At 44.8% G+C, this 25,531-nt stretch carries 21 protein-coding genes and 1 riboswitch; of the genes, 12 read left to right on the top strand and 9 right to left on the bottom strand.

Going from position 1 to position 25,531, the window contains the following annotated elements; genetic code table 11:
• Nucleotides 1–30: 30 nt before the first annotated feature.
• Complete coding sequence (locus tag B4240_RS08845; RefSeq protein WP_296238439.1) at nt 31–1,029, top strand: NADP-dependent oxidoreductase; 999 nt, start codon at nt 31–33, stop codon at nt 1,027–1,029.
• Nucleotides 1,030–1,064: 35 nt separating this feature from the next.
• Here the strand turns inward: B4240_RS08845 and B4240_RS08840 are convergent, their stop codons facing one another.
• The 3 genes from B4240_RS08840 to B4240_RS08830 all read right to left on the bottom strand — a co-directional run bounded on the left by B4240_RS08840 (nt 1,065) and on the right by B4240_RS08830 (nt 4,624).
• Nucleotides 1,065–1,679 (bottom strand): alpha-ketoglutarate-dependent dioxygenase AlkB family protein, encoded by a 615-nt coding sequence (locus B4240_RS08840; RefSeq protein WP_296238437.1) that lies wholly within the window; start codon nt 1,677–1,679, stop codon nt 1,065–1,067.
• 32 nt (nt 1,680–1,711) lie between these two features.
• A complete protein-coding gene (locus tag B4240_RS08835; RefSeq protein WP_296238435.1) occupies nt 1,712–2,614 on the bottom strand; it encodes an alpha/beta fold hydrolase in 903 nt (300 codons plus the stop codon).
• 72 nt (nt 2,615–2,686) lie between these two features.
• The gene (locus B4240_RS08830) at nt 2,687–4,624 is read right to left on the bottom strand and encodes an ABC transporter ATP-binding protein (RefSeq protein WP_296238432.1); all 1,938 of its coding nucleotides are present in this window, start codon (nt 4,622–4,624) and stop codon (nt 2,687–2,689) included.
• Nucleotides 4,625–4,916: 292 nt separating this feature from the next.
• On the opposite strand from B4240_RS08830, the gene B4240_RS08825 reads away from it, so the two are divergent.
• Both B4240_RS08825 and B4240_RS08820 read left to right on the top strand, forming a co-directional pair.
• The gene (locus B4240_RS08825; RefSeq protein WP_296238430.1) at nt 4,917–5,765 is read left to right on the top strand and encodes a DMT family transporter; all 849 of its coding nucleotides are present in this window, start codon (nt 4,917–4,919) and stop codon (nt 5,763–5,765) included.
• 160 nt (nt 5,766–5,925) lie between these two features.
• A complete protein-coding gene (locus tag B4240_RS08820) occupies nt 5,926–6,816 on the top strand; it encodes a fructose bisphosphate aldolase (protein WP_296238428.1) in 891 nt (296 codons plus the stop codon).
• A gap of 91 nt (nt 6,817–6,907) precedes the next feature.
• On the opposite strand, the gene thiC is transcribed toward B4240_RS08820, so the two are convergent.
• From thiC to argH, 3 genes are all read right to left on the bottom strand, one after another.
• Nucleotides 6,908–8,983: a phosphomethylpyrimidine synthase ThiC gene (thiC, locus tag B4240_RS08815; RefSeq protein WP_296238425.1), complete on the bottom strand. Its 2,076-nt coding sequence runs from the start codon at nt 8,981–8,983 to the stop codon at nt 6,908–6,910.
• 261 nt (nt 8,984–9,244) lie between these two features.
• Nucleotides 9,245–9,367: riboswitch (TPP riboswitch) on the bottom strand.
• A gap of 180 nt (nt 9,368–9,547) precedes the next feature.
• The gene (locus tag B4240_RS08810) at nt 9,548–9,838 is read right to left on the bottom strand and encodes an oxidative damage protection protein (RefSeq protein WP_068407860.1); all 291 of its coding nucleotides are present in this window, start codon (nt 9,836–9,838) and stop codon (nt 9,548–9,550) included.
• A 242-nt stretch (nt 9,839–10,080) separates the two neighbouring features.
• A complete protein-coding gene (gene argH, locus B4240_RS08805) occupies nt 10,081–11,454 on the bottom strand; it encodes an argininosuccinate lyase (RefSeq protein WP_296238459.1) in 1,374 nt (457 codons plus the stop codon).
• Nucleotides 11,455–11,693: 239 nt separating this feature from the next.
• Here argH and B4240_RS08800 point away from each other — a divergent pair, with 239 nt between their 5' ends.
• The 6 genes from B4240_RS08800 (at nt 11,694) to B4240_RS08775 (ending at nt 17,792) form a co-directional block, all read left to right on the top strand.
• Nucleotides 11,694–12,719: a sensor histidine kinase gene (locus B4240_RS08800; RefSeq protein WP_296238423.1), complete on the top strand. Its 1,026-nt coding sequence runs from the start codon at nt 11,694–11,696 to the stop codon at nt 12,717–12,719.
• A gap of 274 nt (nt 12,720–12,993) precedes the next feature.
• Nucleotides 12,994–13,731, top strand: a complete 738-nt coding sequence (locus B4240_RS08795) for a LytR/AlgR family response regulator transcription factor (RefSeq protein WP_296238422.1) — start codon at nt 12,994–12,996, stop codon at nt 13,729–13,731.
• 256 nt (nt 13,732–13,987) lie between these two features.
• Nucleotides 13,988–15,037: a hydroxymethylbilane synthase gene (gene hemC, locus B4240_RS08790; protein WP_296238421.1), complete on the top strand. Its 1,050-nt coding sequence runs from the start codon at nt 13,988–13,990 to the stop codon at nt 15,035–15,037.
• A 190-nt stretch (nt 15,038–15,227) separates the two neighbouring features.
• A complete protein-coding gene (locus B4240_RS08785) occupies nt 15,228–16,226 on the top strand; it encodes a uroporphyrinogen-III synthase (protein WP_296238420.1) in 999 nt (332 codons plus the stop codon).
• Between the two features lie 69 nt (nt 16,227–16,295).
• Nucleotides 16,296–17,252, top strand: coding sequence for a hypothetical protein (locus tag B4240_RS08780; RefSeq protein WP_296238418.1), 957 nt, complete (start codon nt 16,296–16,298; stop codon nt 17,250–17,252).
• 48 nt (nt 17,253–17,300) lie between these two features.
• Complete coding sequence (locus B4240_RS08775) at nt 17,301–17,792, top strand: acyl-CoA thioesterase (protein WP_296238416.1); 492 nt, start codon at nt 17,301–17,303, stop codon at nt 17,790–17,792.
• A gap of 107 nt (nt 17,793–17,899) precedes the next feature.
• Here the strand turns inward: B4240_RS08775 and ribBA are convergent, their stop codons facing one another.
• Nucleotides 17,900–19,012, bottom strand: a complete 1,113-nt coding sequence (gene ribBA / locus B4240_RS08770) for a bifunctional 3,4-dihydroxy-2-butanone-4-phosphate synthase/GTP cyclohydrolase II (RefSeq protein WP_296238414.1) — start codon at nt 19,010–19,012, stop codon at nt 17,900–17,902.
• 375 nt (nt 19,013–19,387) lie between these two features.
• Complete coding sequence (locus B4240_RS08765) at nt 19,388–20,683, bottom strand: replication-associated recombination protein A (protein ID WP_296238412.1); 1,296 nt, start codon at nt 20,681–20,683, stop codon at nt 19,388–19,390.
• A gap of 291 nt (nt 20,684–20,974) precedes the next feature.
• Here B4240_RS08765 and B4240_RS08760 point away from each other — a divergent pair, with 291 nt between their 5' ends.
• Nucleotides 20,975–21,433, top strand: coding sequence for a type IV secretion protein Rhs (locus tag B4240_RS08760; RefSeq protein ID WP_296238409.1), 459 nt, complete (start codon nt 20,975–20,977; stop codon nt 21,431–21,433).
• A 179-nt stretch (nt 21,434–21,612) separates the two neighbouring features.
• The gene (locus tag B4240_RS08755) at nt 21,613–22,602 is read left to right on the top strand and encodes a hypothetical protein (RefSeq protein WP_296238407.1); all 990 of its coding nucleotides are present in this window, start codon (nt 21,613–21,615) and stop codon (nt 22,600–22,602) included.
• Between the two features lie 91 nt (nt 22,603–22,693).
• On the opposite strand, the gene gltA is transcribed toward B4240_RS08755, so the two are convergent.
• Nucleotides 22,694–23,974: a citrate synthase gene (gene gltA, locus B4240_RS08750; RefSeq protein ID WP_296238405.1), complete on the bottom strand. Its 1,281-nt coding sequence runs from the start codon at nt 23,972–23,974 to the stop codon at nt 22,694–22,696.
• 1,169 nt (nt 23,975–25,143) lie between these two features.
• Here gltA and sdhC point away from each other — a divergent pair.
• Nucleotides 25,144–25,530, top strand: coding sequence for a succinate dehydrogenase, cytochrome b556 subunit (gene sdhC, locus B4240_RS08745; RefSeq protein ID WP_296238403.1), 387 nt, complete (start codon nt 25,144–25,146; stop codon nt 25,528–25,530).
• Nucleotide 25,531 lies beyond the last annotated feature (1 nt).

Raw genomic sequence — 25,531 nt, 5'->3', positions numbered from 1 at the left:
GGTATGCGAATAATACAAGGAGAATAAAGTATGTCTGATAGACAACTACCAACGACGCAGCACGCCGTATTAATCCGTGAGTTTGGCGAGCCTGACGTGATGAAGTATCAAGACGGCGTGGCTATTCCTGACTTAACGGATAATCAGGTATTAATTAAAGTCGCGTATGCGGGTATCAATCCGGTCGATTATAAAACCCGTCAAGGTAAAGGCTGGGGCGCTGATGCCATTCAAAAAAATAAATTTGCCAAGGACGAGCCAGCCATTTTAGGTTTTGATGTCGCAGGGACGGTGGTCAAAACCAATAGTAATAAATTTGCGCTCGGTGATAACGTTGCTGCCCTTAGTTTTGATGGCAGCTGCTACGCTGAATACGTGGCGGTTGACGGTGATTTACTGGCAGAAGTACCACAGGCGGTGACATTAGAGCAGGCAGGAGCACTGCCCTGTATCGGCCAAACGGCGCTACAGTTTGTAGAATTTGCCGACATTAAAAACGCTGAGCACGTGGTGATAAACGCGCCAGCGGGCGGCGTTGGTCATTTGGCCATTCAGTTTTTAATGAAAAAGGTGACGTCAGATAATATAAAAGTCACGGTTATTTGCTCGCCAGAAAAATATGCCAAACTTGACGATTTGATAGATAAAAGTAAGCTAGCAGGCTGGATTGATTATACCAAAGATGAAGATTTCCCTGATTTGCAAGCCGACGTGCTAATGGATTTGGTCGGTGACGATGCAGGCGTGCGCGCATTAAGCGTGCTCAAATCTGGTGGCCGCGTCAAAGTACTACCAACGATTTGGGTGGATAAACTAAAAGATGCCGGTAGCGATAAAGACTTAAGCGTTGATGGTTATGCGGTGCAGCCAAATGGTCAGGATATGGCAACAGTTTTACAAGACATCGCTGCTGGCAAGCTGACTTTGCAAATTCAGCAAACCTATCCATTGTCCGAAGTGGTCGCCGCGCACCGCGAGCTGGAAAAAGGCGATACCTTTGGCAAGATTGTATTAAAAGTTGCCCAGTAAAAGTAAGCCCTTAGAATAGATAAAAATGTGTTTTTCTAATGGCTCATCTTTCTAAAGGTCAGGCTAATACGACCGTCTAAAACTGTTTTTGTCTTAGTGACGGTATGCTTCCAAAACTTTTGCGTATCGCCATGCATGACGATAAGCTGACCGGACTCAAGGTAAAGCTCGACTTTATCTTGAGTTTTTTTATGCTTAAAGACAAACTTGCGCGTTGCTCCAAGTGACAAAGAAGCAATAATTGGCTGATGACCAAGTTCCTTTTCATCGTCCGCGTGATAGCCCATACCCTCATCGCCAGATGGATAGTAGTTGAGCAGGCAAGAATTAAAGTTGGTATTGATACCGATTTTTGCTAGTTGTTGTTCAATATGATGTTTCACATGAAACACAGAATCCGTCCATGCAATGGCTTGCCGCGTGTGACCAGAATATTGATAGCTGGCAGCGCTGTCGCCCATCCATACTATTTGCCGAGTGGTGACATGGGTTTTACCAAACAAGGTCACGATATCAGATTGCCAAGGTAGCGTCGTTAATAGGGCATAATATAAGGCGCTTGGGTAATCGATCACGATGCCTAAGTCATTTACCTTACCGTCGTAAGGCAATAAATTATCGGTCGGCGTAGGCGCAAAAAGGTCGGTCATTGCTTACTCTCTCATCGCGCAAATAGCTCAGCTTATTTACGGCTTTTATAATCTTCATTGATAATTTGCGCGCACAATTTGGGCGCCTCCATTGGCAAGAGATGACCGTAGTCTGACAAAGAGATAATTCGGTCAGCAGGGACAAATTTTTGCCACTGTTTACGTACTTTATCATTGATAAACAAAGTCGGTTTGCCCGTAATTAAGGTATAAGGGCAGCGCAGTTTTTTTAGCGCGGCATCAATGTGGGGCGCACCAAAATAATTGGCAAGCTCTTGCTCGGGGGCAAACATTAACTCATAACCACCATTGTTATTGACCGTCAAACTTTGCTCAGCAAATACTTTTAAGTGCTCATCACTGATGCGTTTATAAGCCCGCTGCGCGCGCAAATGCTCATAATAATCATCAATACTTGCCCACGTAGATTGCTTAGCCAAGGTGCTTTTAAAGGGTTCTCGGTTCAATAGCATCTTGCGCGGTAGCAAGTTGTAAAGTGTGGCTTGTTTTTTAGTAAAGGTCACAGGCTCGATAAGATATAACTGAGAGAATAAATCGGGACGTTTCGCTGCTGCCATGGCGGTGGCAGTAGCACCTTGCGAATGGCCGATACCAACGATAGGCGCGTCTTGGGTTTTGTCTAAAAACTCAATCAATAAATCGGCATCTTGCTCGCGCGTTAAGCGCTGACCTTGCGGTTTATCATACCAATAGCCGCGTAATGCCAGCGCAGATAAATCAAACTCGGTTGCCAGTTCAGTTAACAATGGCGTATAAGTACCAAGGGTAAAGCTGTTACCGCCATAAAAATGGGCAGGCGGACGCTTATGGTTGTTTGATTGGGCGGCTTGATTGTTTGCTTGATTTAACGTCTGCAAGTCATAATAGCGCGCTTGCTTGCCATCGATATCAATACGCTTGGTAAATGCTTCCATAAAAATGACACTTCCTTGTGGCGGTTTTTTAACCGTTATTTTTAAATTCTATTTTTACTTTGCAATTAACAATTAACTGTCTTCACCTAAGAAGCCGCCACTTTGACGCTGCCATAAGCGGGCATAGACGCCATTTAACGCCAATAGTTCATCATGACTGCCTTGCTCAATGATACGGCCTTTATCCATGACCACCAGTCTATCAAGCGCAGCAATGGTTGATAATCTATGGGCAATGGCAATCACGGTTTTGCCGGTCATGATGTCGTTTAGGCTCTCGGTAATGGCAAATTCAATCTCAGAATCAAGCGCACTGGTTGCTTCATCGAGTAGTAAAATCGGGGCGTTTTTAAGCATGACGCGTGAGATAGCAATGCGCTGACGTTGACCGCCGGATAGCTTAACACCGCGCTCACCGACTTGGGTATCAAGTCCGGTATTGCCTTTGTCATCGTATAAGTCTTTAATAAAATCCCATGCTTGCGCTTGTTTGGCTGCTGTGATGATTTCTTCATCGGTAGCGTCAGGACGACCATAAGCGATGTTTTCACGGACGGTGCGATGCAATAGTGACGTATCTTGGGTGACCATACCAATTTGCTGACGCAGCGACTCTTGGGTGACTTCATCAATCGCCTGCCCATCGATATAGATTTTACCTTTATCAACATCAAAAAAGCGCAACAGCAAATTAACCAAGGTGGATTTACCAGCGCCCGAGCGCCCAACCAATCCGATTTTTTCTCCCGGTTTGATATCTAAATAAAAATCATCCAGCAGCTTGGTGTGTGCATCCCCGTCTGCTGCATCAGTGCCGTTTACCGTAACGTCATCAAGGCGCTTGCCTGCTAAGTGAGCATTTAAGCCTGTGTCATTGTCTTCGCCCTCATAACTAAAATCAACATGGTCGAAAACGATACGACCCTCGCTGACTGTAAGTACAGAAGCGTTCGGCTTATCAACGATGGTTTGCGGGGCAGACAAGGTGCGCATACCGTCTTGTACCGTGCCGATACTTTCAAATAGGCTGGCAGTTTGCCACATAATCCAGCGCGTCAGACCGTTTAAGCGCAGCGCCATCGCCGTCGCGGCAGCAATCGCACCAACGCCAACCGCGCTTTGTTGCCATAAATAAATCCCGATACCCGCCGTACTGCTGACCAAAATCACACTGATAAGGTGGGTAGATACTTCTAAATAACTGACCCAGCGCATTTGCGCATGGACAGTCCCTAAAAACTGTCCCATGGCGTTTTTGGCATAATCAAGCTCACGGCGCGAATGGCTAAACAGTTTGACCGTCATGATATTGGCATACGCATCAGTGATGCGGCCCGTCATTAACGCGCGAGCATCGGCTTGTACAATCGCGGTTTGCTTAAGTTTGGGAATAAAGTACCACATCGCCAGCCACACTAAAACAAACCACACAATAAATGGAATCAATAACAAGCTGTCTAAATTAAATAAAATAATGCCAGAAGTAATAAAATAAACGGCGACGTACATAAACATATCGGTGACCGTCATCACGGTATCGCGAACCGCCAACGCCGTTTGCATCACTTTGGCTGAAACTCGGCCCGAGAATTCATCTTGATAAAACTGCATCGACTGCCCAAGCATGCGCTGATGAAAACGCCAGCGCATCTGCATCGGAAAGACACCTTGCAAGGTTTGAAAATGTATAAATGACGATAAGGCAATCCAGAACGGACTTAAAATCAGCACCGCCAATATCATAAGCAGCATATCGCCTTTTTCCGCCCATAGATTTTGCGGGGTATAAACGCCAAGCCAATCGACGATATTGCCAATCCAAGCAAACAGCATCGCCTCGTAGATACCGATGCCCGCAGACAAAATCATAAACAGCAGTAGCCAGCCGCGAAGTCCTTTAGTATACGCCCACATAAACTTCAGCATGCCATCGCGCGGTGAGGGCAGCGGCATAGGCGTGTCAGGAAAGGCGGGCAGACGGGTTTCAAAAAAGCGAAATAAAGCGTTCATAGGCAGTCAAAGAGCATTCATAGCAGTACGCCAAGACAAACGCCCTCAAGCGCTATCTTGAATCTTTACTTTTGTTATTAGGATTGCTTGCTATTTTAACAAAATTCATCCTCATGCCTGCATGCTAATTGTAAGCTGAAAAATGCAGCGCACAATAATTAGATTGCTGTAAAAGAAATATTTTGTTACATTCTGAGGTTTGGTGTTATTTAATACCGTCTGATCATAATGATTAAAAAATTGAGAATTTAAAATAAATACGCAAAGCTGCGGCTTCACAAGGATAAAGTTAATGATATATTTAACGATAGCGGTGCTATGTAGCGTCGCTGTTTCCGTACTTTTAAAAATACTGCGCCAAAAAAATATCGATATTCGCCAAACCATCGTGGCAGGTTATCCGGTGGCGTTTTTACTGACGTGGGTGTTATTAAAACCCGATGTCAGTAGCATCAGTGCCCTTGGTCACGCGTGGGGCATTGTTATTGCGCTTGGGGTATTGTTGCCGGCGGTATTTATCCTCCTTGGGCGGGCGATTGAATCGGTCGGTATGGTGGCAACCGACGCCGCCCAGCGTTTATCGCTTATCATTCCTATCGTTGCTGCTTTTTTATTGTTCGGCGAAGTGCTGACGGGTACGCGTGTATTTGGTCTGTTGTTAGGGTTTTTAGCCCTTGGCGCGCTGATTTATCGTCCGCAGCACGGGCTGATAAATAGCCAAGCAAAGCAGACGCCGCTATGGCTGTTTGGCGTTTGGCTGGGTTATGGCGTGATTGATATTTTATTTAAACAAGTTGCCAAGCAAGGTGCGGCTTTTCCTTTAACCTTGTTTGTGACCTTTGGGCTGGCAGGATTGCTACTGTTTGTTTACTTACTTAGCACGCGCGTACGCTGGCAGGGTAGTGCCTTTGGCGCAGGATTGCTGCTTGGCGCGCTCAATATGGGCAACATTTATGCTTATGTGCGCGCCCATCAAGTCTTGTCTGAGTCGCCAAGTATCGTCTTTACAGGTATGAACGTCGGCGTGATTGTGGTGGCAACTTTGATCGGGGTTGGCGTGTTTAAAGAGCGACTTAACCGCGTCAATATGCTCGGTTTATTATTAGCCATTGGCTGTGTGGCGGTATTGTTTTTACTTTAATCTGGCTACTTTTCAATGCGCGAAATTTTAACTTATCAGCAATAGGCACGCGCTATGTCCTATGATAAGGTAACTTATAATCAGGCTCATGTTATCGAGGGCTGATTGACTTATTATAATAACGTTTGTCCCTTATTAATCAGGATAGGATACCCATTCAATGGAATACGAAAAACAACTACAGCGTATAAAAAATGGTTCAGGATTTATCGCCGCGCTTGATCAAAGTGGTGGTAGTACGCCAAAAGCGCTAGAAAACTACGGCGTTAGCGGCGATGCTTATGATAACGATGAAGCGATGTTTGACTTGGTGCATGAGATGCGCGCCCGTATCATGACGTGCGACTGCTTTGATAGTGAGCGGGTGCTTGGGGCGATTTTATTTGAAGATACCATGGAGCGCGAAGTCAACGGCAAACCGACGGCGAATTATCTCTGGGAAGACAAAAACATCGTGCCGTTTTTAAAGGTAGATAAGGGGTTGGCTGAGCATATGAACGGCGTTCAGGCCATGCGCCCGATGCCAAATCTCAGCTTATTATTAGACAAGGCAAAAAACTATCCCATCTTTGGCACCAAAATGCGCTCAGTCATCTATGAGCCAAATGTCGATGGTATCGAGCTTGTCGTTCAGCAGCAGTTTGACGTGGCCAAACAAATCCTCTCCGAAGGTTTTATGCCCATCGTTGAGCCAGAAGTGGATATCAACAGTAGCAAAAAACATGACTGTGAAATCATCCTTAAAACCAGTATTTTGCACAACCTTGATTATTTAGACGATGATCATCAAGTGATGCTAAAACTGACCTTGCCGGAAGAAGCCGGATTTTATCAAGAACTTATCGACCATCCAAAGGTGCTAAAAGTGGTGGCGCTATCTGGTGGTTATAGTCGTCATGACGCCTGCGAAAAATTGAAGCAAAACCCAGGCATGATTGCTAGCTTCTCACGCGCCTTTACCGAAGGTTTAAGCAAGCAACAAAACGATGCAGAGTTTGCTGATACGATTAATACTTCTATTAAAGAGATTTATGAAGCGTCAAGGATTTAATTAATCTGCTGTTGAGATAAAACAGTTTGCAGTAAAAAAGCGCTACTGATGAGTAGCGCTTTTTTGTACGTTAAGGGTTAAGGTGAATCGCTTAAACTTCCTTATATAACTGACGGCCTTCACTGTTATATTTCTCAGTCATCTCTGCCATACCTTTATGAATCTCATCGAGGCTGGCTTCACCAACTTGCTCGACAAGTTTGGTATCCACCTCTCTAATTAAATGACCTGCATCGGTTAAGTCGCCCGTTTGCGGCGTGACTTTCATATTTGCAGCATCTTTATCAAGACCGGCTGCATACTCACGCACGTTTTGCGTGATTTTCATCGAGCAAAATTTCGGTCCACACATCGAGCAAAAGTGCGCGGACTTGTGCGCCTCTTTTGGCAAGGTTTCGTCATGATATTCGCGCGCGGTATCAGGGTCGAGCGCCAGATTAAACTGGTCATCCCAGCGAAACTCAAAACGCGCTTTGGACAGCGCATTATCTCGCGCCTGCGCCCCCGGATGACCTTTGGCAAGGTCGGCAGCATGAGCGGCAATTTTATAGGTGATAATACCGTCTTTAACGTCCTTTTTATTGGGCAAACCCAAGTGCTCTTTTGGCGTCACATAGCAGAGCATGGCGGTGCCAAACCAGCCAATCATCGCAGCGCCAATCGCACTAGTAATATGGTCATAACCGGGCGCGATATCGGTCGTTAATGGCCCTAAGGTATAAAAAGGCGCGTCGTTACATAGCTCAAGTTGTAAGTCCATATTCTCTTTAATGCGGTTCATCGCTACATGGCCAGGGCCTTCAATCATCACCTGTACATCGTGCTGCCAAGCGACTTGCGTCAGCTCGCCAAGCGTCCGCAGCTCGCCAAATTGTGCTTCGTCATTGGCATCTTGCAAACAGCCGGGACGCAAGCCATCGCCTAAGCTAAACGCTACGTCGTACTGCTTCATAATCTCGCAGATATCTTCAAAATGGGTGTATAAAAAGCTTTCTTTATGATGGGCAAGGCACCACTGCGCCATGATAGAGCCGCCACGCGAGACGATACCCGTTAAGCGATTGGCGGTTAACGGTACATAACGCAAAAGCACGCCCGCATGAATGGTAAAGTAATCAACGCCTTGCTCGGCTTGCTCGATAAGCGTGTCGCGGAATATTTCCCACGTGAGGTCTTCTGCAACGCCACCGACTTTTTCAAGCGCTTGATAAATCGGCACCGTCCCGATGGGGACTGGTGAGTTACGTATCAACCATTCGCGGGTTTCATGGATATGATTACCCGTCGATAAATCCATAATAGTATCTGCGCCCCAGCGCGTTGCCCACGTCATCTTTGACACTTCTTCATCAATAGAAGAGCCGAGCGCTGAGTTACCGATATTGGCGTTAATTTTCACTAAAAAATTGCGCCCGATAATCATTGGCTCAGACTCAGGGTGATTGATGTTATTTGGAATAATGGCGCGCCCAGCGGCGACCTCGCTACGCACAAATTCAGGGGTGATGATTTTTGGTGTATTGGCGCCAAAGCTCTCGCCGTCATGCTGGCGCATGTCAGTCAGCTCATGCTGTTTCTGCGTTTCACGGATGGCGATGTATTCCATCTCAGGGGTAATAATGCCGCGGCGCGCGTAGTGCATTTGCGTGACATTGCCTGATAAACCATTACCTGTCTTGGCACGGCGCGGTTTATCAATGCGCGCAAAGCGTAGATTGGCGGTACTGATATCGCGAGCGCGCGCCTGCCCATAAACGCTAGATAAGCCGCTTAATTGCTCAGTATCACCGCGCTCAGCTATCCAACCTTCGCGCAACTTGGGCAAGCCACGGGTCAAGTCAATCTCGACATTGGGATCGGTGTACACGCCTGAGGTGTCATAAACATAAAATGGAGGGTTTTGTTCCCACTCGGCCTCGCTCACGCCTTGGACGGGGGTAGGGTCAAGGGTAATCTCGCGCATCGGTACTTGGATATCGGGCCGAGAGCCTTCGATATAGACTTTTTTAGAGGCGGGGAGGATACGGTGTAAGTCGCGAGCGTCTTCTTCAAAACGCGCATCATTTGCCGAACGGTGGGCAGGCGTTTTTAGCGCGTCGGCTTTTTTATCGACAGTTTTATCGGTAGTTTTAACAACGGGAGTCGAGGTATTTGCTGTGAGGTTCATATGCTGTCCTAGCGTGTTGGTTTTTGAGTAAAAGCAACACCGCCAGTAGCTGCGGGGCAAGACTATGCATGATAAACAAATTCAATCATCAACTGCACGTATTATTAAGTTCAAATTTAATAAAAACTCAATCTAACGCAATTTTTTAGATAATTGATAGGCGCAGCTTTTTATTGATTGCCATACAGTAGCGTAAAACGCTATTGAATATAAAATATCGGCAAACATAAAAAGGCATTTCTGCGCGCCCTTTGTATATAGAACATAGGCTTAAGACTTCCCTGCGTCGGTACTAACCGCATCAGGTTCGGCGGGTGATCTCTCAGCGAATGTAGTAAAAGCTTATAAAGTAAGCTTTAATACACCGCACCCCGAGTCTGTCAGTGTTGTAAATCAGTCTCATACTAGCAAACTATAAGGGTGATGCCTAGGGCATATCCTCAATTCAAGCGATGAACATCTAAATGAGTACAGCCCTAGACATTTGACATTTAATAGTTGATAGTTAAGTATGAATTTCTAAGTTAACGAATGTTTTTTTAAAACCGACAATCGTCATGCGCATTATTTTTCTGGCGTCCAGCCCTGCGCGCGCTCGTAGTCTTCGTTGTCCAAAAACTTCTCACGTTGCTCGGTTAAAAATTTCTTGGCTTCAGGGTCCATCATGCTGAGATGATTTTCATTAATTAGCATGGTCTGCTGCTCAAGCCATTCTTTCCACGCTTTGTCGGAGACGGTTTCTTGCAGTTCTTGACCTTTTTTATTAGGAAAAGGTGGATGCGGCATTTTTGGCAATTCTTGCTTATATTTGCGGCAAAACACGGTGTTGGCTTGTGGATTAAAAGTTTCGGTCATGAGATACTCCTGATGCATTATATTAGGTAAATGATTCAATCAAATATTGGTATCTATCTATAATAACGGTCTTAGAAGATTTAGCCAAGGATATCAGGTGTAGAGAAGGTAACATCAAGTCTATGCGGTGATGGCAAACATTAGCGAGGGTAAAAAAACGCCCGCACAATGGCGGGCGTCAGTATAAAAGAACCATTTTAAAGGAACAGCTTTATTGTTGGCTTCATCTTTAAAAAACGCCTTTATGCAAAAGCTTTTAGGCGCGCACGACCATTAATCACCGCTTGTTTAACCTGATTTGGCGCAGTACCACCTAAGTGATCACGAGCGGCCAACGAGCCTTCTAGCGTTAGATAGTCAAACACATCGTCGCCAATGGCATCGCTAAACTGCTGTAGCTGGGCTAAAGATAAGTCGCTTAAATCAACGCCCTCTTTAATACCCAAAGCGACGGCGTTACCGACCACTTCATGGGCATCACGGAAAGCAACGCCGCGGCGAACCAAGTAGTCTGCCAAATCAGTTGCCGTTGCATAGCCTTTCATGGTGGCGGCGCGCATGGCTTCGATATTTGGGGTGATGTTCGGCAGCATATCAGCAAAGGCAAGTAGCGAACCTGTCAAGGTATCAACGCAATCAAATAGCGGCTCTTTGTCTTCTTGGTTGTCTTTATTGTAAGCAAGCGGCTGACTTTTCATCAGGCTAAGCAGCGTCATTAATTGCCCAAACACGCGTGCCGCTTTACCGCGTACCAGCTCAGGGACGTCAGGGTTTTTCTTTTGCGGCATAATAGATGAGCCAGTACAAAAGCGATCAGGGATTTGCACAAAGTTAAATTGCGCGGACATCCACAGGATAATCTCTTCGCTCATACGTGACATATGCATCATCAAAATAGAAGCTGCCGAGGTAAACTCAATAGCAAAATCACGGTCTGATACCGCATCGAGTGAGTTTTGGCAAATACCATCAAACCCTAGCAATTTGGCAGTGATGGTACGATCAATCGGGAAGGTCGTGCCAGCAAGGGCAGCGCTACCAAGTGGCATCTGATTGATACGGCGGCGCGCATCGACTAGGCGCTCGGTATCGCGGTAAAGCATCTCAAACCATGCCATCACGTGATGACCAAAGCTCACAGGCTGCGCCGTTTGTAAATGGGTAAAGCCTGGCATAATGGTGTCGGTATGCTGCTCAGCCAAATCTAATAAACCACTCTGCAAACGGACCAACAACGCAATGATGTTATCGGTTTCTTCACGCAACCATAACCGAATATCGGTGGCAACTTGATCGTTGCGGCTACGGCCAGTATGCAGTTTTTTACCAACTGCACCGACGATATCCGTCAAGCGTGATTCAACGTTCATGTGCACGTCTTCAAGGGCAATCGACCAGTTAAACTCGCCCGCTTCAATCTCGCGCAGCACTTGTTGTAGACCATCGATAATAATCGCAACGTCGTCAGCACTTAGGATGCCGCACTCTTTTAGCATGGTTGCGTGCGCAATCGAGCCTTGGATGTCGTGACGAGCAAAGCGCTGATCAAAACCAACAGAGGCGGTAAAGGCGGCGACAAAACTGTCCGTCGCTTCACTAAAGCGGCCACCCCACATTTGCTGGCCTTGACCATTTGCAGCGCTTTGCGGCACAGTAGTGTTGGTTATAGAGGCATCTGTGCTAGAATCAGAAACGGATGAATTTTTATTTGAGTCGGGATTACTATTATTTGAAGAGTTGGCGTTCATATCGGTACAAGACAAGTCAAGAGAATAAGAACTCAAGTATAGCAAATGATGAGGTTGCCTTACTAGCGGAGCGCTTAGAGTTTTTTATACCCAAGCTCATGGAGATCATGAAGCCTTGGCAATGGCTGCTGACAATCTTTTTTTGGACTTTGTTTATCGCTATTATTGATCGCCATACAGTACCAAATGGCTCACAATTTGTGATTAAGTTTGTTGCCAGATTTATTCAAATCACGCTTGCCATTCTTCCCTCTTTTTATTTAATTGACTATTTACGTCCGGTGTTAAAACGATTGCGCGTTGCTTCTGCCAGTATGTACGTGGTGCTGATTATTACCACCAATACGGCCATATCGGTGACGCTTATTTTGCTCATTTTGTTAAACTTTGGCTGGTTTAATCAAAGCTTTAATTTTCTTGTTGCTGCAGTTGTTTTTCATACCTTGATCACCGCCGGGTTTACTATAGCCGCTTTGCTGTTCTTTTTACGACGATATCGCGAGTTAAATGCGCTAAAACAATCTTTTGAGCAAAAATTGAGTGCCCAAAACGACGTGCTAAAAGCTCGCCTTGCACCGCATTTCTTTTTTAATACCATCAACACCCTCATGTCACTGATTGAATCGGATCCGCCTCGCGCCGCCGTTTTATTGCAGCACGTTTCAGCGTTATTCCGTGCCAGTTTTGATGGCGCGCGTGAAATCAGCTTTGAAGAAGAAATTGCCCTTTGTGAGCATTATCTAGCCATTGAGTCTAGCCGCTTGGCAGATAAATTGGTGGTAAACTGGCAGCTACCGAACGAAGATGTGATGTATGACATGGTCATCACGGCTTTAACCTTACAAAGCGTGATTGAAAAGATGCTAGTCAACGTGGTTAAGATGACCACTGACACTATTCATATCGATATCAAAGTCAAATGGTTACAGCACCGCGTTGAGATTGCTATTGGTGTGCAATTGCCTAAAAGAACCTTGATGATTAACCATGATTTGCGCCAACATATGGATTTTTATATTCAGGCAGAGCGCCTACGTGCGTATTTTGGTCCAAGTGCCGACATTCAAAGTAGTATAACCAATAAACAAATTCTTACTAATATTAGCTATCCACTCCAAGATGTCAGTTTATAATCTTGGTTTTAAAAGTCTTTGCTAATCAGTAAGGATGGCATACTTATTGCAATTTTTATCGTATTACTTATTGATGTAAAAGCATGAACGCTAAAGGTTTATTGATGGCTTGCGCACGTTAGGCAGTTGGTTTATAACTTAAGTAAGAGGCAGGATTTCTGCTTCATCATAACCTGTAAATGCTGCTATATGATTAATACTAAAATATCGTTAACACTAGAAAAATGTTATTACTGTTAAAAATTTCTAAGTATGCGCTTAAACAGGAGTTTGCATGCGAATTGTCGTTTGTGATGATGAGCCCTTAGCCCGTGAGCGGTTGGTTAGGATTGTTAAAGAGTCAGGTCATGAGGTGGTTGCCCAAGCAAAAACGGGCACAGAAGCCATTATTGCCGTAAAATCCCAGCAGCCAGACATTATATTGCTTGATATTCGTATGCCTGAGATGGACGGGGTAGAGTGTGCACAAGAGCTTGCAAAGCTGAAGCATCCACCCGCTATGATATTTGTCACCGCATATGACCATTATGCGATAGCAGCACTAAAAGCCAACGCCATCGGTTATTTATTAAAACCAGCAAATAAAGATGAGTTATTAGAAGCGCTAGAAAAAGCCACCAACCTAAATGCCGCGCAATTAAACGAGATTCGCAAGCTTGAAAACCCAACCGCTCGTCCAGTACGCGAACACATCACAGCGCGTACCCATCGCGGTGTTGAGCTGATTGAACTTGAAGACATTTACTATTTTACCGCCGATCAAAAATACGTCAAAGTACGCCATAAAGATGGCATTGTGCTTATTGATGACACCTTAAAAGAGCTTGAACAAGAGTTTAAAGGCAGATTGTTTCGCGTCCATCGCAACGCCATTATCAATATTAAATATTTAGACTTTTTAGAAACGCTAGATGCAGGACAATTTCAGCTGCATTTTAAAGGCATTGATGAGACGCTCGCTGTCAGCCGCCGCCATCTACCAGCGTTACGTGAAAAGATTCAAAGCATGTAACTTTAAAAATATCTAATTTTAAAACCATCTAATTTTAAAACTGTATAGCTCTAAAAGTATTAAACAGCGGCGCTGTAATCTGTTGAAATACTCATGCCATATCATCAAACCCTTATTTATGCTTAAATAGGGGTATTTTTTTGCATATATCATCTTTAAAAAACGTTTTTAGCATCCATGTTGAATGACACATTCGCATTATTGTCAAGATACTAAGTCCGTCGCTATTTTAGTATCGAACCTATTGAGGCCTTTTATGAGCACCATGCAGCAACCTGCTTTGACTACCTTAAATATCGCTACTCGCCAGAGCCCACTGGCGTTATGGCAAGCTGAGCATATTCGTGATCGCCTACTAGCGCTGTATCCAGAGATGACCATTAACCTGCTAAAAATTGTCACCAAAGGTGATAAGATTTTAGATACGCCGCTGGCTAAAATTGGCGGCAAAGGGTTGTTCGTTAAAGAGCTTGAGCAAGCTTTATATGACAAGCAGGCCGATATTGCAGTGCATTCTTTAAAAGACGTGCCGATGGAATTGCCAAAAGGCCTAACGCTCGGCGTTTACTGTAAACGTGCTTCGCCAACCGATGCCTTTGTATCGAATATCTATCATACTATCGATGAGTTGCCAAAAGGCGCGGTGGTCGGTACGGCAAGTCTACGTCGCCAGTGCCAAATCAAGGCCTATCGCCCCGATTTACAAATCAAAACCCTGCGCGGCAACGTTGGGACGCGCTTAGGAAAGCTTGACGCTGGCGAGTATGATGCCATTATCTTGGCAACCAGCGGTTTGCAGCGTATCGAGCTTGACGAGCGTATTCGTAGTGAGCTGGATATTGATATTTGCTTGCCAGCGGTTGGACAAGGCGCTCTAGCGATTGAATGCCGTGAAGGCGATGAAGAGGTTTTAAAACTGCTGGCACCGTTAAATGATGACAAAGCCCGTATCCGCCTTATCGCTGAGCGCGCGCTGAACCGTTATTTACAAGGCGGTTGCCAAGTGCCGATTGCCGCTTATGCAGTATTGCAAATGTCTGATGCAGCAGATGATAATAACGGCAAAAGCAGCAGCAAAAATGATAGCCAACACGGTAATAATGATGCAGGCGACGTTTTATGGCTGCGCGGCCGCGTCGGTCAAGAAGACGGTAGTGAGCTGCTTAAAGCAGAAAAACGCCTGACCTTAACCGGCAGTCAAGCTGAGCAAGAAGCGCAAGCCAATCAATTAGGCATTGAAGTCGCTGAGAAGTTATTAGATATGGGCGCGGGTGATATTTTATCAGCGATTTATCAGTCTAAATGATGCTTTAGACTGAATAACGCTTAAGCTAAGTAATGTTTAAAATAAGTAACGTTTAAATTAAATAACGCTTAAGCAGCATCATAGTTAAATATCGCCATCCCTTAATCATAGAGTCGTTTATTAATCATAGAGTCTCCTAAATGACTTTATGGTTAAGCTCACTTTTTAAGCCTTTTGTCACGGTATGCTTATGTCTTGGTCATCATCTACGCCCTCTGCTTTAAATCCGCCTGTTGATAAGCACTCATCACTGCCGCAAGTCGTCATCAATACGCGCCCAGTCGAGCGCGCCGCGCCACTGACGCAGCATTTGCAAGCGGCTGGGATGTCAGTGGTTGATATGCCAATGTTGACCTTAGAAGCGCGCCCAACGTCTGAGCAAGACATGACCTTGATGCATCAATGGATTGCCGGTGACTATCAGGCGCTTGTCATTGTCAGCCCAACAGCAGCAGCTTCAGGATTGGCAGTGTGGCAAGCGCTTGAGCGTGAGCGTCAAACTCAAAACTCTGAGAAAGCTGCTAGTGAGCAAGAAACTGCACAGTGTCAACAGCTAAAAGCACCAAGCCATTTGATTGCGGTTGGTGAAGCGACTGCGGCGGTGTTAAATGCTGCCAAACTAGATGCGGCGAATTATCAAGTATTGCAGCCTCTTATTGCCAACAACGAAGGTATGTTAGCAATGCCAGAAATTGACAGCCTGCAAGCTGGCGATAAGCTGTTGGTATGGCGCGGGCTTGGTGGGCGGCGTTTATTGGTCAATACGCTACAGGCGCGCGGTGTGCACATCGATAGTATCGCTTGGTATGAACGCAAGATGCCCAGTGATGCTAGGGTGCAGTATGAGAAATGGCAAGCTCAGTTTCTTGCACAAAAAACTGAGCCGCAAACACCGCAATCAGCCTTTGAATCCCAGCCAAAGCCCATTGTTATTGTCAGTAGTGGCACGGCTTTTGAGCATTGGCAGGTAATTGTTAAAGAAGTGGCTGAGCAGAGTGTAGAGTCAAGTTTAACGGTAGACAGACCAGCTAGCCTGCCGCTAAAGCTCACCGATTTTACGTATGTGGTATTGGGCGAGCGTTTAGCCAATATGGTCGCCGCGCGAGGTTTAAGCTATTGGCGGGTGGAGGATTTGGCGCCAGAAACGATTTTTGCGGCCATCCGTTCACCGCTAGTAAATTCAAATTAAAAAGAACGCTTAATTTTCTTAATCCATCTATTTAAGATTACCTATATCAATCACCAACGGTGCTGCCTTATGCCCATAAATTCTGAATCGTTGTCTAAGGAACCTTCTGCCACTCAGCAGCGCCGGCAAGCAAACATGTTTTTGATACGTCTGCAGTGGCTCGTGATATTACTGCTGATCGCCGCTTTACTCTGGTTTTTTATCAACCAGCAGCGTTTTGAGCGCAATGTAAATGAACGTTTACAAAGTAATGAGCAAGTCATCAGCCGCCTAAACGAGATGGACGATCGCATATTTGCAATGAGTCAGCAGACGCTGCCAGAGCCGCGCGTCGCCGCCAGTAGTCAAGCGCAAAACCAGCTCGATTTATTGCGCATTCAAATACAAGCCGCGGATAGATTGTTGGTAGACAATAATGACAGTGCCGCGATTGATTTGCTGCGCGGTCTGCATTGGCAACTGTCGCAAAGCAGTAATGAGATTGCCCCAGCGCTCACCGTCGTGATTAAGCAAAGCTTGATGAAAGATATTGAACGCCTGCAGGCAAGAAGCTCGCAGCCCAGCCCGTGGCAGCTACAAAACCTAGCCATTCAAAATATCCAAGAGTTTTTGCACAGTGATGAGCGTCCCACTAATACGCTTGGCCAAACTAATACTAGTGATAACAATGGAAACTTAACGCGCAGAGAGCTTACGACTCACGAAGTAATTATGACCTTAAATTTAGCCAGTCAAGCCAGCAATATGCGTGAAAAAGATCAGTTGGTCAGTTATTTGCGCCAAGCCCGTAAGCAGCTTCAGACTTTATCGCCATTAGAAACACAACCATCTGCTTCAAAATTAGCTACAAAAAATAAAACTGCTCAAGCAGAAAATACGTCAAATACTCATAAAAATAACATCCAAACCAAGTCCTCGCCTAATAATATTGCAGAAGTTATCGACTGGTTAGATCGCCTAATTGCCACTGCACCAAAACCAACGCCACTATTAACCACGCAAATTTTGGCTAAGTCTAAGCATTAATAGCAGCTTTTAAGATTTTATACAGATAACAATAAGAGACCTACAGTAATGAATAATTTTGAGCAAAATACAGATTTACGTCATACTCATTCAGATAACGACCGTCCTAGCGAGTTGGCGTACTATCCAATTATTTATCAGCAGCCGATCCATTGGGGCGAGATGGATGCTTTTAACCATTTAAATAACGTGGTCTACTATCGTTATGCCGAATCGGCTCGGATTGGCTACTTACAGGCGCTCGGCATGTTTGATGGCAGTATGGTGACGGTATTGGCGCAATCAAGTTGTCAATATTTGCGTCCTGTCACGTATCCTGACACCTTGTTATTAGGCGTACGCTGCCAGCGCTTGGGCAATACCAGCATTGTGATGGAATATAGCTATTACAGCTGCGCTCAAAAAACGATTGTCGCGACCGCTGATGCCGTAATCGTCCGTTTGGATAGTGAAGGAGAGGATAAATTACCCTGGGCTACTGAGGAGCGTGAGCGCTTATTGGCACTAGAAGCACAATTTGGCCATACGCCCAAGCTATAAAAGCTTTTAAATAACGGTAAATAAAAAACAAATAAAAAGGGCACGCTAAACGTTATTTAGCGTGCCTTTTCCTTTTTTATCGTGCTGTTCTTTTTAATTGCTAGGCTTTATTTTTGTTTAGGCGCATGAACGAAGTCAACGACATTTAAATCAAAGCCTGATAGCGCATAAAACTTCATTGGCGAAGACAGTAAGCGCATATCACGCACGCCTAAATGGCGTAAAATCTGCGCGCCAACCCCAATGCTGCGATAAGGCTGCTGGGCGATGGTTGACATTGACTGATTTTCGGCCGCTTTATCCAGCGCTTCTCCCAAGTCAATCGGCTGATGGTTGCCAATCCAAACCAGCACGCCGCGCTCTGAGTTATTGATTTCCTCCAACGCTGAACGTACGCTCCAGCCACTACGGCCAGTGGTGTCGTTTTTTGCGGCAAATAAGTCGCGTAATGGATGGAAACCATGGACCCGAACCGTGCTAACGCCTTTACTGACATCGCCTTTTACCAAGGCTAAATGGGTCTCGTCCGCACCAAACTCGCGGAAGCGATGCAAGGTAAAGGTGCCATATTCGGTCTCAAACGGATGTGATTCAACTTCTTCGACCGTCTGCTCATTGGCGATGCGGTAGTTAATCAAATCGGCAATCGTCCCGATTTTGAGGCCATGCTCTTTAGCAAATATCTCCAAATCATCGCGGCGCGCCATCGTACCATCAGCATTGATGATTTCAACGATAACCGCTGCTGGCTCTAAACCCGCTAGACGCGCCAAGTCACAGCCCGCTTCGGTATGACCAGCGCGGTGCAGGACGCCACCGTTTTGCGCCATAATAGGGAAAATATGCCCAGGCTGGACGATATCTTCTGGTTTTGCTGAAGACGAAACGGCGGCTTGAATGGTGCGAGCACGGTCGGCGGCAGAAATACCCGTGGTCACGCCTTCCGCCGCTTCAATAGAAACGGTAAAGTTGGTGCTAAATTTTGCTTCATTGCGGTCTGACATTAGCGGCAGAGCCAGTTGCTGACAGCGTGCTTGTGATAAGGTTAAACAAACCAAACCGCGAGCGTGGGTAATCATAAAGTTAATATCATCAGGGCGCACATGGGTTGCGGCCATAATAATATCGCCTTCGTTTTCGCGGTCCTCGTCATCCATTAAGATGACCATTTTGCCAGCACGAATGTCTTCGATAATCTCAGGAATCGTATTTAAACTCATAGGAAGTCTCAATATTTTATTATTTGTAGATAGGTTTGCTTAGGACCTGTCCTCATTTCAACCGATGGATAGCTAAATGGGCTAAAAATGAGGACACGCCCTAAGAATATAGATTATTATCTGCCTATTGTAGCAATAGTTTGCCCCATGCACTGTTGCGGTAAAGCAAAGCATGCCGTGATAAGAACCATATACATAAAAGCAGTGTGTTATAAAAAAGAGCCACTCAATTGGCTTGTATATTCGGCTTATATATATGGTTATGAGGTCATTTTAACGCTTTTCATCCTACTGTGCTGCCTCATCTTGCCAATATGTCAATGAATCGCTAAAAAATAGGCATAAGTATTATCAATGATGCAGATGGAACTATCGTTATTCATTACTGGCCGCTTGGTTTTTTAGCCAGTCCATAAACTGCTTGCTGTGTTGCTCACGTTGATTGTCAGCAAATTCATAAAAACGGGTACCAACTAAATTATCCGGCAGATAACTTTGCGGATAATAATGATTGGGATAGTTGTGCGGGTATACATAACCTTCGCCGTAGCCTTGATTGCGCATCAATTTGGTCACGCCATTACGCAAGTGTAGCGGTACAGGCGAGGCGTCTTTTTCTGCTAGCACCATCGCCGCATTGATGGCTTTATAGGTGCTGTTGCTTTTGGCGCTGGTTGCCAGATACACCACCACTTGTCCCAAGATAATGCGCGCTTCTGGCATGCCAATGGACTGCACACTACGCAGTGCAGCATCGGCAAGAAGTAGGGCGTTTGGATTGGCATTGCCAATATCTTCACTGGCCAAAATCACCAAACGCCGCGCAATAAAATCAGCAGGCTCGCCGCCAACCAGCATCCGCGCCATCCAATAAAGCGCTGCATCTGGGTCAGAGCCGCGTACGGACTTTATCATGGCAGAGACAATATCATAATGCTGTTCGCCATCTTTATCGTAGCGCACGAGTGCCGTTTGGGCGACGCGGGCGACCGATTCATCATCAATGATTAATGGCGACTGCTTGGTATCTGTATCTGCCGTTTGAATGGCAAGCTCTAATAAATTGAGCGCTTTTCTGGCATCACCGTGTGCCAACTGGCTAATTGTGTCCTGCGCTTGCAAATCAACGCTTAGATTTTTAAGGATATTGTCTTCTGATAGCGCGCGCTGCAATACGGCGCTGATTTGCTCAGACGTTAGCGGCTCTAAACGATACACTTGGCAGCGGGATAACAGCGCGTTATTCACACTAAATGATGGGTTTTCCGTCGTCGCGCCAATTAACGTAATATCGCCAGACTCTACGGCGCCAAGTAGCGCATCTTGCTGCGCTTTATTAAAACGGTGTATTTCATCGATAAATACCACGGGCGACTCAAAACTTAATGAATCCTTTGTTTCTAACACTTCACGTAATTGCTTCACGCCGGTATTTAAGGCCGATAACGCATGAAACGGCCTGCCAACGGCATCGGCTAACAGCATGGCGATGGTGGTTTTACCAATGCCTGCTTCGCCATGCAAAATAATCGACGGCAGGTGTCCTTGCTCCACCAAACGCCGTAAAGGTGCGCCTGCTGCTAACAGGTGCTCTTGACCAATAATAGCGTCGAGCGATGTAGGGCGCATACGCTGGGCAAGGGGAGTATCGGCATGAAAATTGGGCGGCATAGGAGACTCTTATACAGTAAATCGCTTTTAATTTTATGAGGTGATATATTTATTCTAAGCTTGACGCTGAAAAAGACGACATATTCTAGCTAGGCTAACGCAGATTTACGTTAATAAAAGTCAGCTAAGTGTACAGCTTATGTCTTAAGCGCTTTATTTTCGGGTTTATAGCCTCATTAATGGTTTATTAATGATTATAAATCATCAACCATCAGTATAAGATGCACAACAAGTAAAGGTAAGACACTAATGCGGCTGCAGACGACTTTCAAGCGTTTATTTAAGCGTACCATGTCTTCTAAAAGCAACCAGCAGCGCTCCCGTAAGCTGACTGCTGGTGAGATAGCGCTGGCACGTTCCGTGTTCGGCGATAGTATCGAGCTTGATACGGTTCAGCTTAAAACCGCCTGCTGGGTACTAAAAAATTATGCCGTTAGTCCCAATGGCAATATTTATTTTCATCCGGCAGACTGGGTCATAGATTTTAGCCAATTATCCCTAAGTAAGCAAAGCTGGCTTATCCATGAATTGACCCACGTTTGGCAATTGCAGCAAGGACTTAAAGTCGTGCGCGGCGCTATTGTTAATCGCCGCTATGCTTATGTGCTTGAAGCTGGCAAGCCGTTTTTTAACTACGGTATCGAGCAGCAGGCTAGAATGGTACAAGATTATTTCGTCAGCCGTCATCATGGTCGCGATTGTCGCGATTTTGAGGCTTGTATTCCTTTTCTAACTGCAAACGCTCGATAATACTAGCAATGGTGATACTAACAGCACATTTAAAGTTTATTCTTTCTTTTATCCTGTAATATTTATATGATGACTGAACCTTTTTATAATAATAACAAGCTGCTAGAGATATAGAAAAATAAAATATCTAGTAGCCCCAGTATATAAGCGAATTGCTTTTAATAAGGATATGAACTCAGATGTTTAAAATTTTATCAGTAAAACCTGACATTGATACTCATCATCGCTCTATCAATAAAGGCATATTTCGCTCGCAGCAGGCCCCAACATTGCTCGCCGCCGCCATGACTGGGATTTTGTTGTTAAGTGGCTGTCAGCAGCAAGCGGCAGAAGAACCGGTGCCCGAGTCTAGTCAAACTAGAGAGAAAACCGCTGCAGAAGACAGTCAGCCGATGCGTAAAAGTGACTCTGCTGCGGCGCGCATCGAACAATTTCAGCCTTTATATGTTGCCCAAGCGCAAGGATTGCAGCAGCGCTTACAAGCAGAATATGAGTCGCTACAAGCGGCAGATGCGTCCGACAGTGGCAACGATTTATTGCTTGATAGCCCTGATAATAAGGCTGACGCTACCGAAAATAATAATTCAGCGACTAATAATAGCTCGCCTGACGCAGTGGTAAATAATCCAAACTCTGCCCAAGCCACTAATGATAAATCTGCTGTCGCTAGCGCTTCTGCCAATGACAATGCTACGGATACGGATACGGATACGAATACGGATATCAATACCAGTACGGAAGTTGGCGAGCGCGATTTAACCGTGCTTAAGCGTATCAGTCTTGAGCCGCGTAAACCGGTGATGTTGTCAGAAGAGCAGTTGATAGAGCGCTATCAGCAAGCGATGGAAGCGCTTTATCAGCCGGTGACGACGCCGCTTATTGCTGAAGAGGTTGATACTTTGATTAATATAGCGACATTGGTGCCGCAGCTATTTGAACACGCAGAAATTGCGGGTCGACTGAGTGCAAAAAGTCCAGCGCTGGCACGTTTGATTATCCAACACCAAGTTTGGGAGCAAATTGAAGCCCAACAAGTACTCGATATGCAGCAAATGAAAGTCGATCAACAGCAAGAGTTTGAAAGGCTGATGGCAAAATTTAATGAAACTATTAAAGGTTATGACGAACAAATCGCCAAATACGAGCAGACGTTAAAAGAATTCCAATAAAGCATAAGTAATCATCACTTTATTAAATTTAGACCATAAAAAATCCCGCTACGTTAGCGGGATTTTTGTATATGCTACTAATAACTGTTTACTATTTGCGGTCTTCAACTTTAACGAACTCACGTTTCGTTTCACCCGTATATAACTGACGTGGGCGACCGATTTTGAACGGTGCGCTGTGCATCTCTAACCAGTGGCTGATCCAACCAGAAGTACGCGCTAGAGAGAAAATAACGGTAAACATTGACGTTGGGATACCGATGGCTTTTAAGATAATGCCAGAGTAGAAATCAACGTTTGGATACAAGTTGCGCTCAACGAAGTATGGGTCTTCTAGAGCAATTTTCTCAAGTTCCATCGCAAGCTCAAGCTTAGGATCGTTGATGCCCAACGCAGCCAATACTTCGTCACAAGTCTCTTTCATGACTTGGGCGCGTGGGTCAAAGTTTTTGTAAACACGGTGACCAAAGCCCATCAGTTTTACTTCGCGGCTTTTCACTTTTTCCATGAATTCAGGGACGTTTTCTACAGTACCGATTTCATCTAGCATTTCAAGTACGGCTTCGTTGGCGCCGCCATGTGATGGGCCCCAAAGGGCAGCGATACCCGCAGCGATACAAGCATAAGGGTTGGCACCAGTAGAACCTGCTAGACGGACGGTAGACGTTGACGCGTTTTGTTCGTGGTCAGCATGCAAGGTAAAGATTTTGTCCATCGCGCGGGTGATGACGTCGTTTGGCTCATAGTCAACATCAGCAGGGGTGGCAAACATCATGTATAAGAAGTTTTCTGCGTAATTAAAATCATTACGTGGATACATGAAGGGTTCGCCTTGCGAGTATTTATAACTCATTGCCGCAAGCGTTGGCATTTTAGCAATTAGGCGAATAGCAGTGATTTCACGGTGTGCTTCGTTGCTCACGTCTAAATTGTCATGATAAAACGCCGATAATGCACCAACGACCCCAACCATAATCGCCATTGGATGGGCGTCACGGCGGAAACCTTCAAAGAATTTACGCAATTGGTCATGAACGCCCGTGTGTTTACGGACTTTTTCATAGAAATCTGCTTTTTGCTCAGCGTTAGGCAGATCGCCATGAATCAGAGCATACGCCACTTCTAAATATTCAGCATTGTTTGCTAACTGGTCGATAGGGTAGCCGCGGTGTAATAGCTCACCTTTACCGCCATCAATATAAGTAATCTTAGATTCAACAGGAGCCGTTACTTTAAAACCAGGGTCATAAGACCAAAAACCTGAATCTTGTAGAGCAGCAACATCGATAACTGGACGCCCTAATGTACCTTCAATAATAGGAAGCTCGTATTCTTCACCATTTACGCTTAGTTTGGCATTGTTGTCAGCCATAAATTGCTCTCCATTGTTTTTTAACTTGTTGGAATAAAAATATATCGACGCATACCCTCGCGTCATCACTAGTCAAACGGCCAAAATAAATGTGACCCATTTAATATGCAGGCTATATTAGCAGTTATTACTTAAGTTTTGAAAAGACTTTTAGCAGTAATGTCTGTAATAGGGGTGCTTTAGTCGTGCTAAACGACTGTAAACTTTGTATCAAAATATGTCTATTTGGTAATTTCACTATAAGCTCTCTTTAAGTTCTGCCTTTACTATCGGCGTAATGATTATCATTAACAGTATAATAATAAAGGTTTTATAGCAAAATACGCGGGCTTAATATTTAAAGCGATGTACTATGCCACAGACAGAGTATGAGTAACCGACCAATTGCTTTGGATTTGCGAAGGATGCTAAAAGACCAATATTAATAAATTCGTAGGTCCAATAGCTAGCTTTTTGTTAAATAATCTTCGATAACCACTATTTAGGGGATAAATTTGTAATTAAGGCGCAGTCATTTTATAATTAGAGGGATTTAACTGGCACTAGCTTTGCGCAAATGGATAGGTCGCTTTAATTAAGTCATTGTTAAAGCCTAGCTTTACTTATACTTTGTTATGGTTGACTGTTCGGTTTATAGACTAAAACCTAGCTTATCGTTTGAATATTCTTGTTAACTGTTCTATTTTTAAATAGTCAACAGTGAAGTTTGCGTTAATAAAAAATGCTCATTTACCGATGACCCTATGGCGTTATCTTTTTTGTTGATGGAAACCCGTAAAAATAGAATAGTTAATCGATTTATCCCCTACTATGTACTTTATGCTGCGCCTTTATTGTCATAAAGCGCGTGGATGACGGTGTAGAAAGGGGCGATCAGTTCAACGAGCTATATGGGAAGTCTATAAGCACTTTATAAATGGAAACTGTCTAAATAGCAACTCAATAAACTGTCGCTATGGCCATAGTCTCCATGACATGAATAGACTCTATCTAAACCTTGAATGAGACTTTGTCTGCCTTTACTATTTAGCGCAAATTAAATAACGTCAGCTAGCCCTTCCTTACTTTATTCATCTCATGTGTTGCTTACCGCTTATAGAATAGTATTTTTATAAATAGTATGGCTATAAAGCGTGGATAGTAGATACAGGAGTATAACCGCAAAAAGGATGCCCGCTGTGAAAAGCAACCGACCTATTAATCTACCCTTAAGCCAAGTGTTGAGCGTAAATAGCTCACCGATTGCGATTGCTTCAATCTTGCATCGCATCTCTGGCGTTGTTTTATTTCTACTTATTCCTGTCATGCTGTGGTTATTACAAAATTCTTTGGCGTCGCCTGAGAGCTTTGAAACCGTGTTTGACAATGTCTTTGTGCGCTTTTTAGCGTGGATTTTCGTCGCCGCCATCGCTTATCACTTTGTGATGGGCGTCAAGCATTTATTTGCTGATAATGGTCAACACGAAGAGTTGAAATCGGCACGTATGGTGTCTGTTGTCAGCTTAGTGATTGCAGCGATTTTAATTGTCGCGTCATTTGTATGGGTGATGTTCTAAT

The organism is Psychrobacter sp. UBA5136 (assembly GCF_002414005.1).
Lineage (GTDB): Bacteria > Pseudomonadota > Gammaproteobacteria > Pseudomonadales > Moraxellaceae > Psychrobacter.
This window is presented reverse-complemented; position numbering and strand designations above follow the sequence as displayed.

Coding starts and splice junctions, on each gene's coding strand:
- B4240_RS08765 (WP_296238412.1), bottom strand. CDS start 20,683: ATGCCGCCCAATTTTCATGCCGATACTCCCCTTGCCCAGCGTATGCGC.
- B4240_RS08840 (WP_296238437.1), bottom strand. CDS start 1,679: ATGACCGACCTTTTTGCGCCTACGCCGACCGATAATTTATTGCCTTAC.
- B4240_RS08760 (WP_296238409.1), top strand. CDS start 20,975: ATGTCTTCTAAAAGCAACCAGCAGCGCTCCCGTAAGCTGACTGCTGGT.
- argH (WP_296238459.1), bottom strand. CDS start 11,454: ATGTGGGGTGGCCGCTTTAGTGAAGCGACGGACAGTTTTGTCGCCGCC.
- B4240_RS08780 (WP_296238418.1), top strand. CDS start 16,296: ATGCCCATAAATTCTGAATCGTTGTCTAAGGAACCTTCTGCCACTCAG.
- B4240_RS08845 (WP_296238439.1), top strand. CDS start 31: ATGTCTGATAGACAACTACCAACGACGCAGCACGCCGTATTAATCCGT.
- gltA (WP_296238405.1), bottom strand. CDS start 23,974: ATGGCTGACAACAATGCCAAACTAAGCGTAAATGGTGAAGAATACGAG.
- B4240_RS08820 (WP_296238428.1), top strand. CDS start 5,926: ATGGAATACGAAAAACAACTACAGCGTATAAAAAATGGTTCAGGATTT.
- B4240_RS08830 (WP_296238432.1), bottom strand. CDS start 4,624: ATGAACGCTTTATTTCGCTTTTTTGAAACCCGTCTGCCCGCCTTTCCT.
- ribBA (WP_296238414.1), bottom strand. CDS start 19,012: ATGAGTTTAAATACGATTCCTGAGATTATCGAAGACATTCGTGCTGGC.
- B4240_RS08800 (WP_296238423.1), top strand. CDS start 11,694: ATGAAGCCTTGGCAATGGCTGCTGACAATCTTTTTTTGGACTTTGTTT.
- B4240_RS08775 (WP_296238416.1), top strand. CDS start 17,301: ATGAATAATTTTGAGCAAAATACAGATTTACGTCATACTCATTCAGAT.
- B4240_RS08825 (WP_296238430.1), top strand. CDS start 4,917: ATGATATATTTAACGATAGCGGTGCTATGTAGCGTCGCTGTTTCCGTA.
- hemC (WP_296238421.1), top strand. CDS start 13,988: ATGAGCACCATGCAGCAACCTGCTTTGACTACCTTAAATATCGCTACT.
- B4240_RS08795 (WP_296238422.1), top strand. CDS start 12,994: ATGCGAATTGTCGTTTGTGATGATGAGCCCTTAGCCCGTGAGCGGTTG.
- sdhC (WP_296238403.1), top strand. CDS start 25,144: ATGCCCGCTGTGAAAAGCAACCGACCTATTAATCTACCCTTAAGCCAA.
- B4240_RS08785 (WP_296238420.1), top strand. CDS start 15,228: ATGTCTTGGTCATCATCTACGCCCTCTGCTTTAAATCCGCCTGTTGAT.
- thiC (WP_296238425.1), bottom strand. CDS start 8,983: ATGAACCTCACAGCAAATACCTCGACTCCCGTTGTTAAAACTACCGAT.
- B4240_RS08755 (WP_296238407.1), top strand. CDS start 21,613: ATGTTTAAAATTTTATCAGTAAAACCTGACATTGATACTCATCATCGC.
- B4240_RS08835 (WP_296238435.1), bottom strand. CDS start 2,614: ATGGAAGCATTTACCAAGCGTATTGATATCGATGGCAAGCAAGCGCGC.
- B4240_RS08810 (WP_068407860.1), bottom strand. CDS start 9,838: ATGACCGAAACTTTTAATCCACAAGCCAACACCGTGTTTTGCCGCAAA.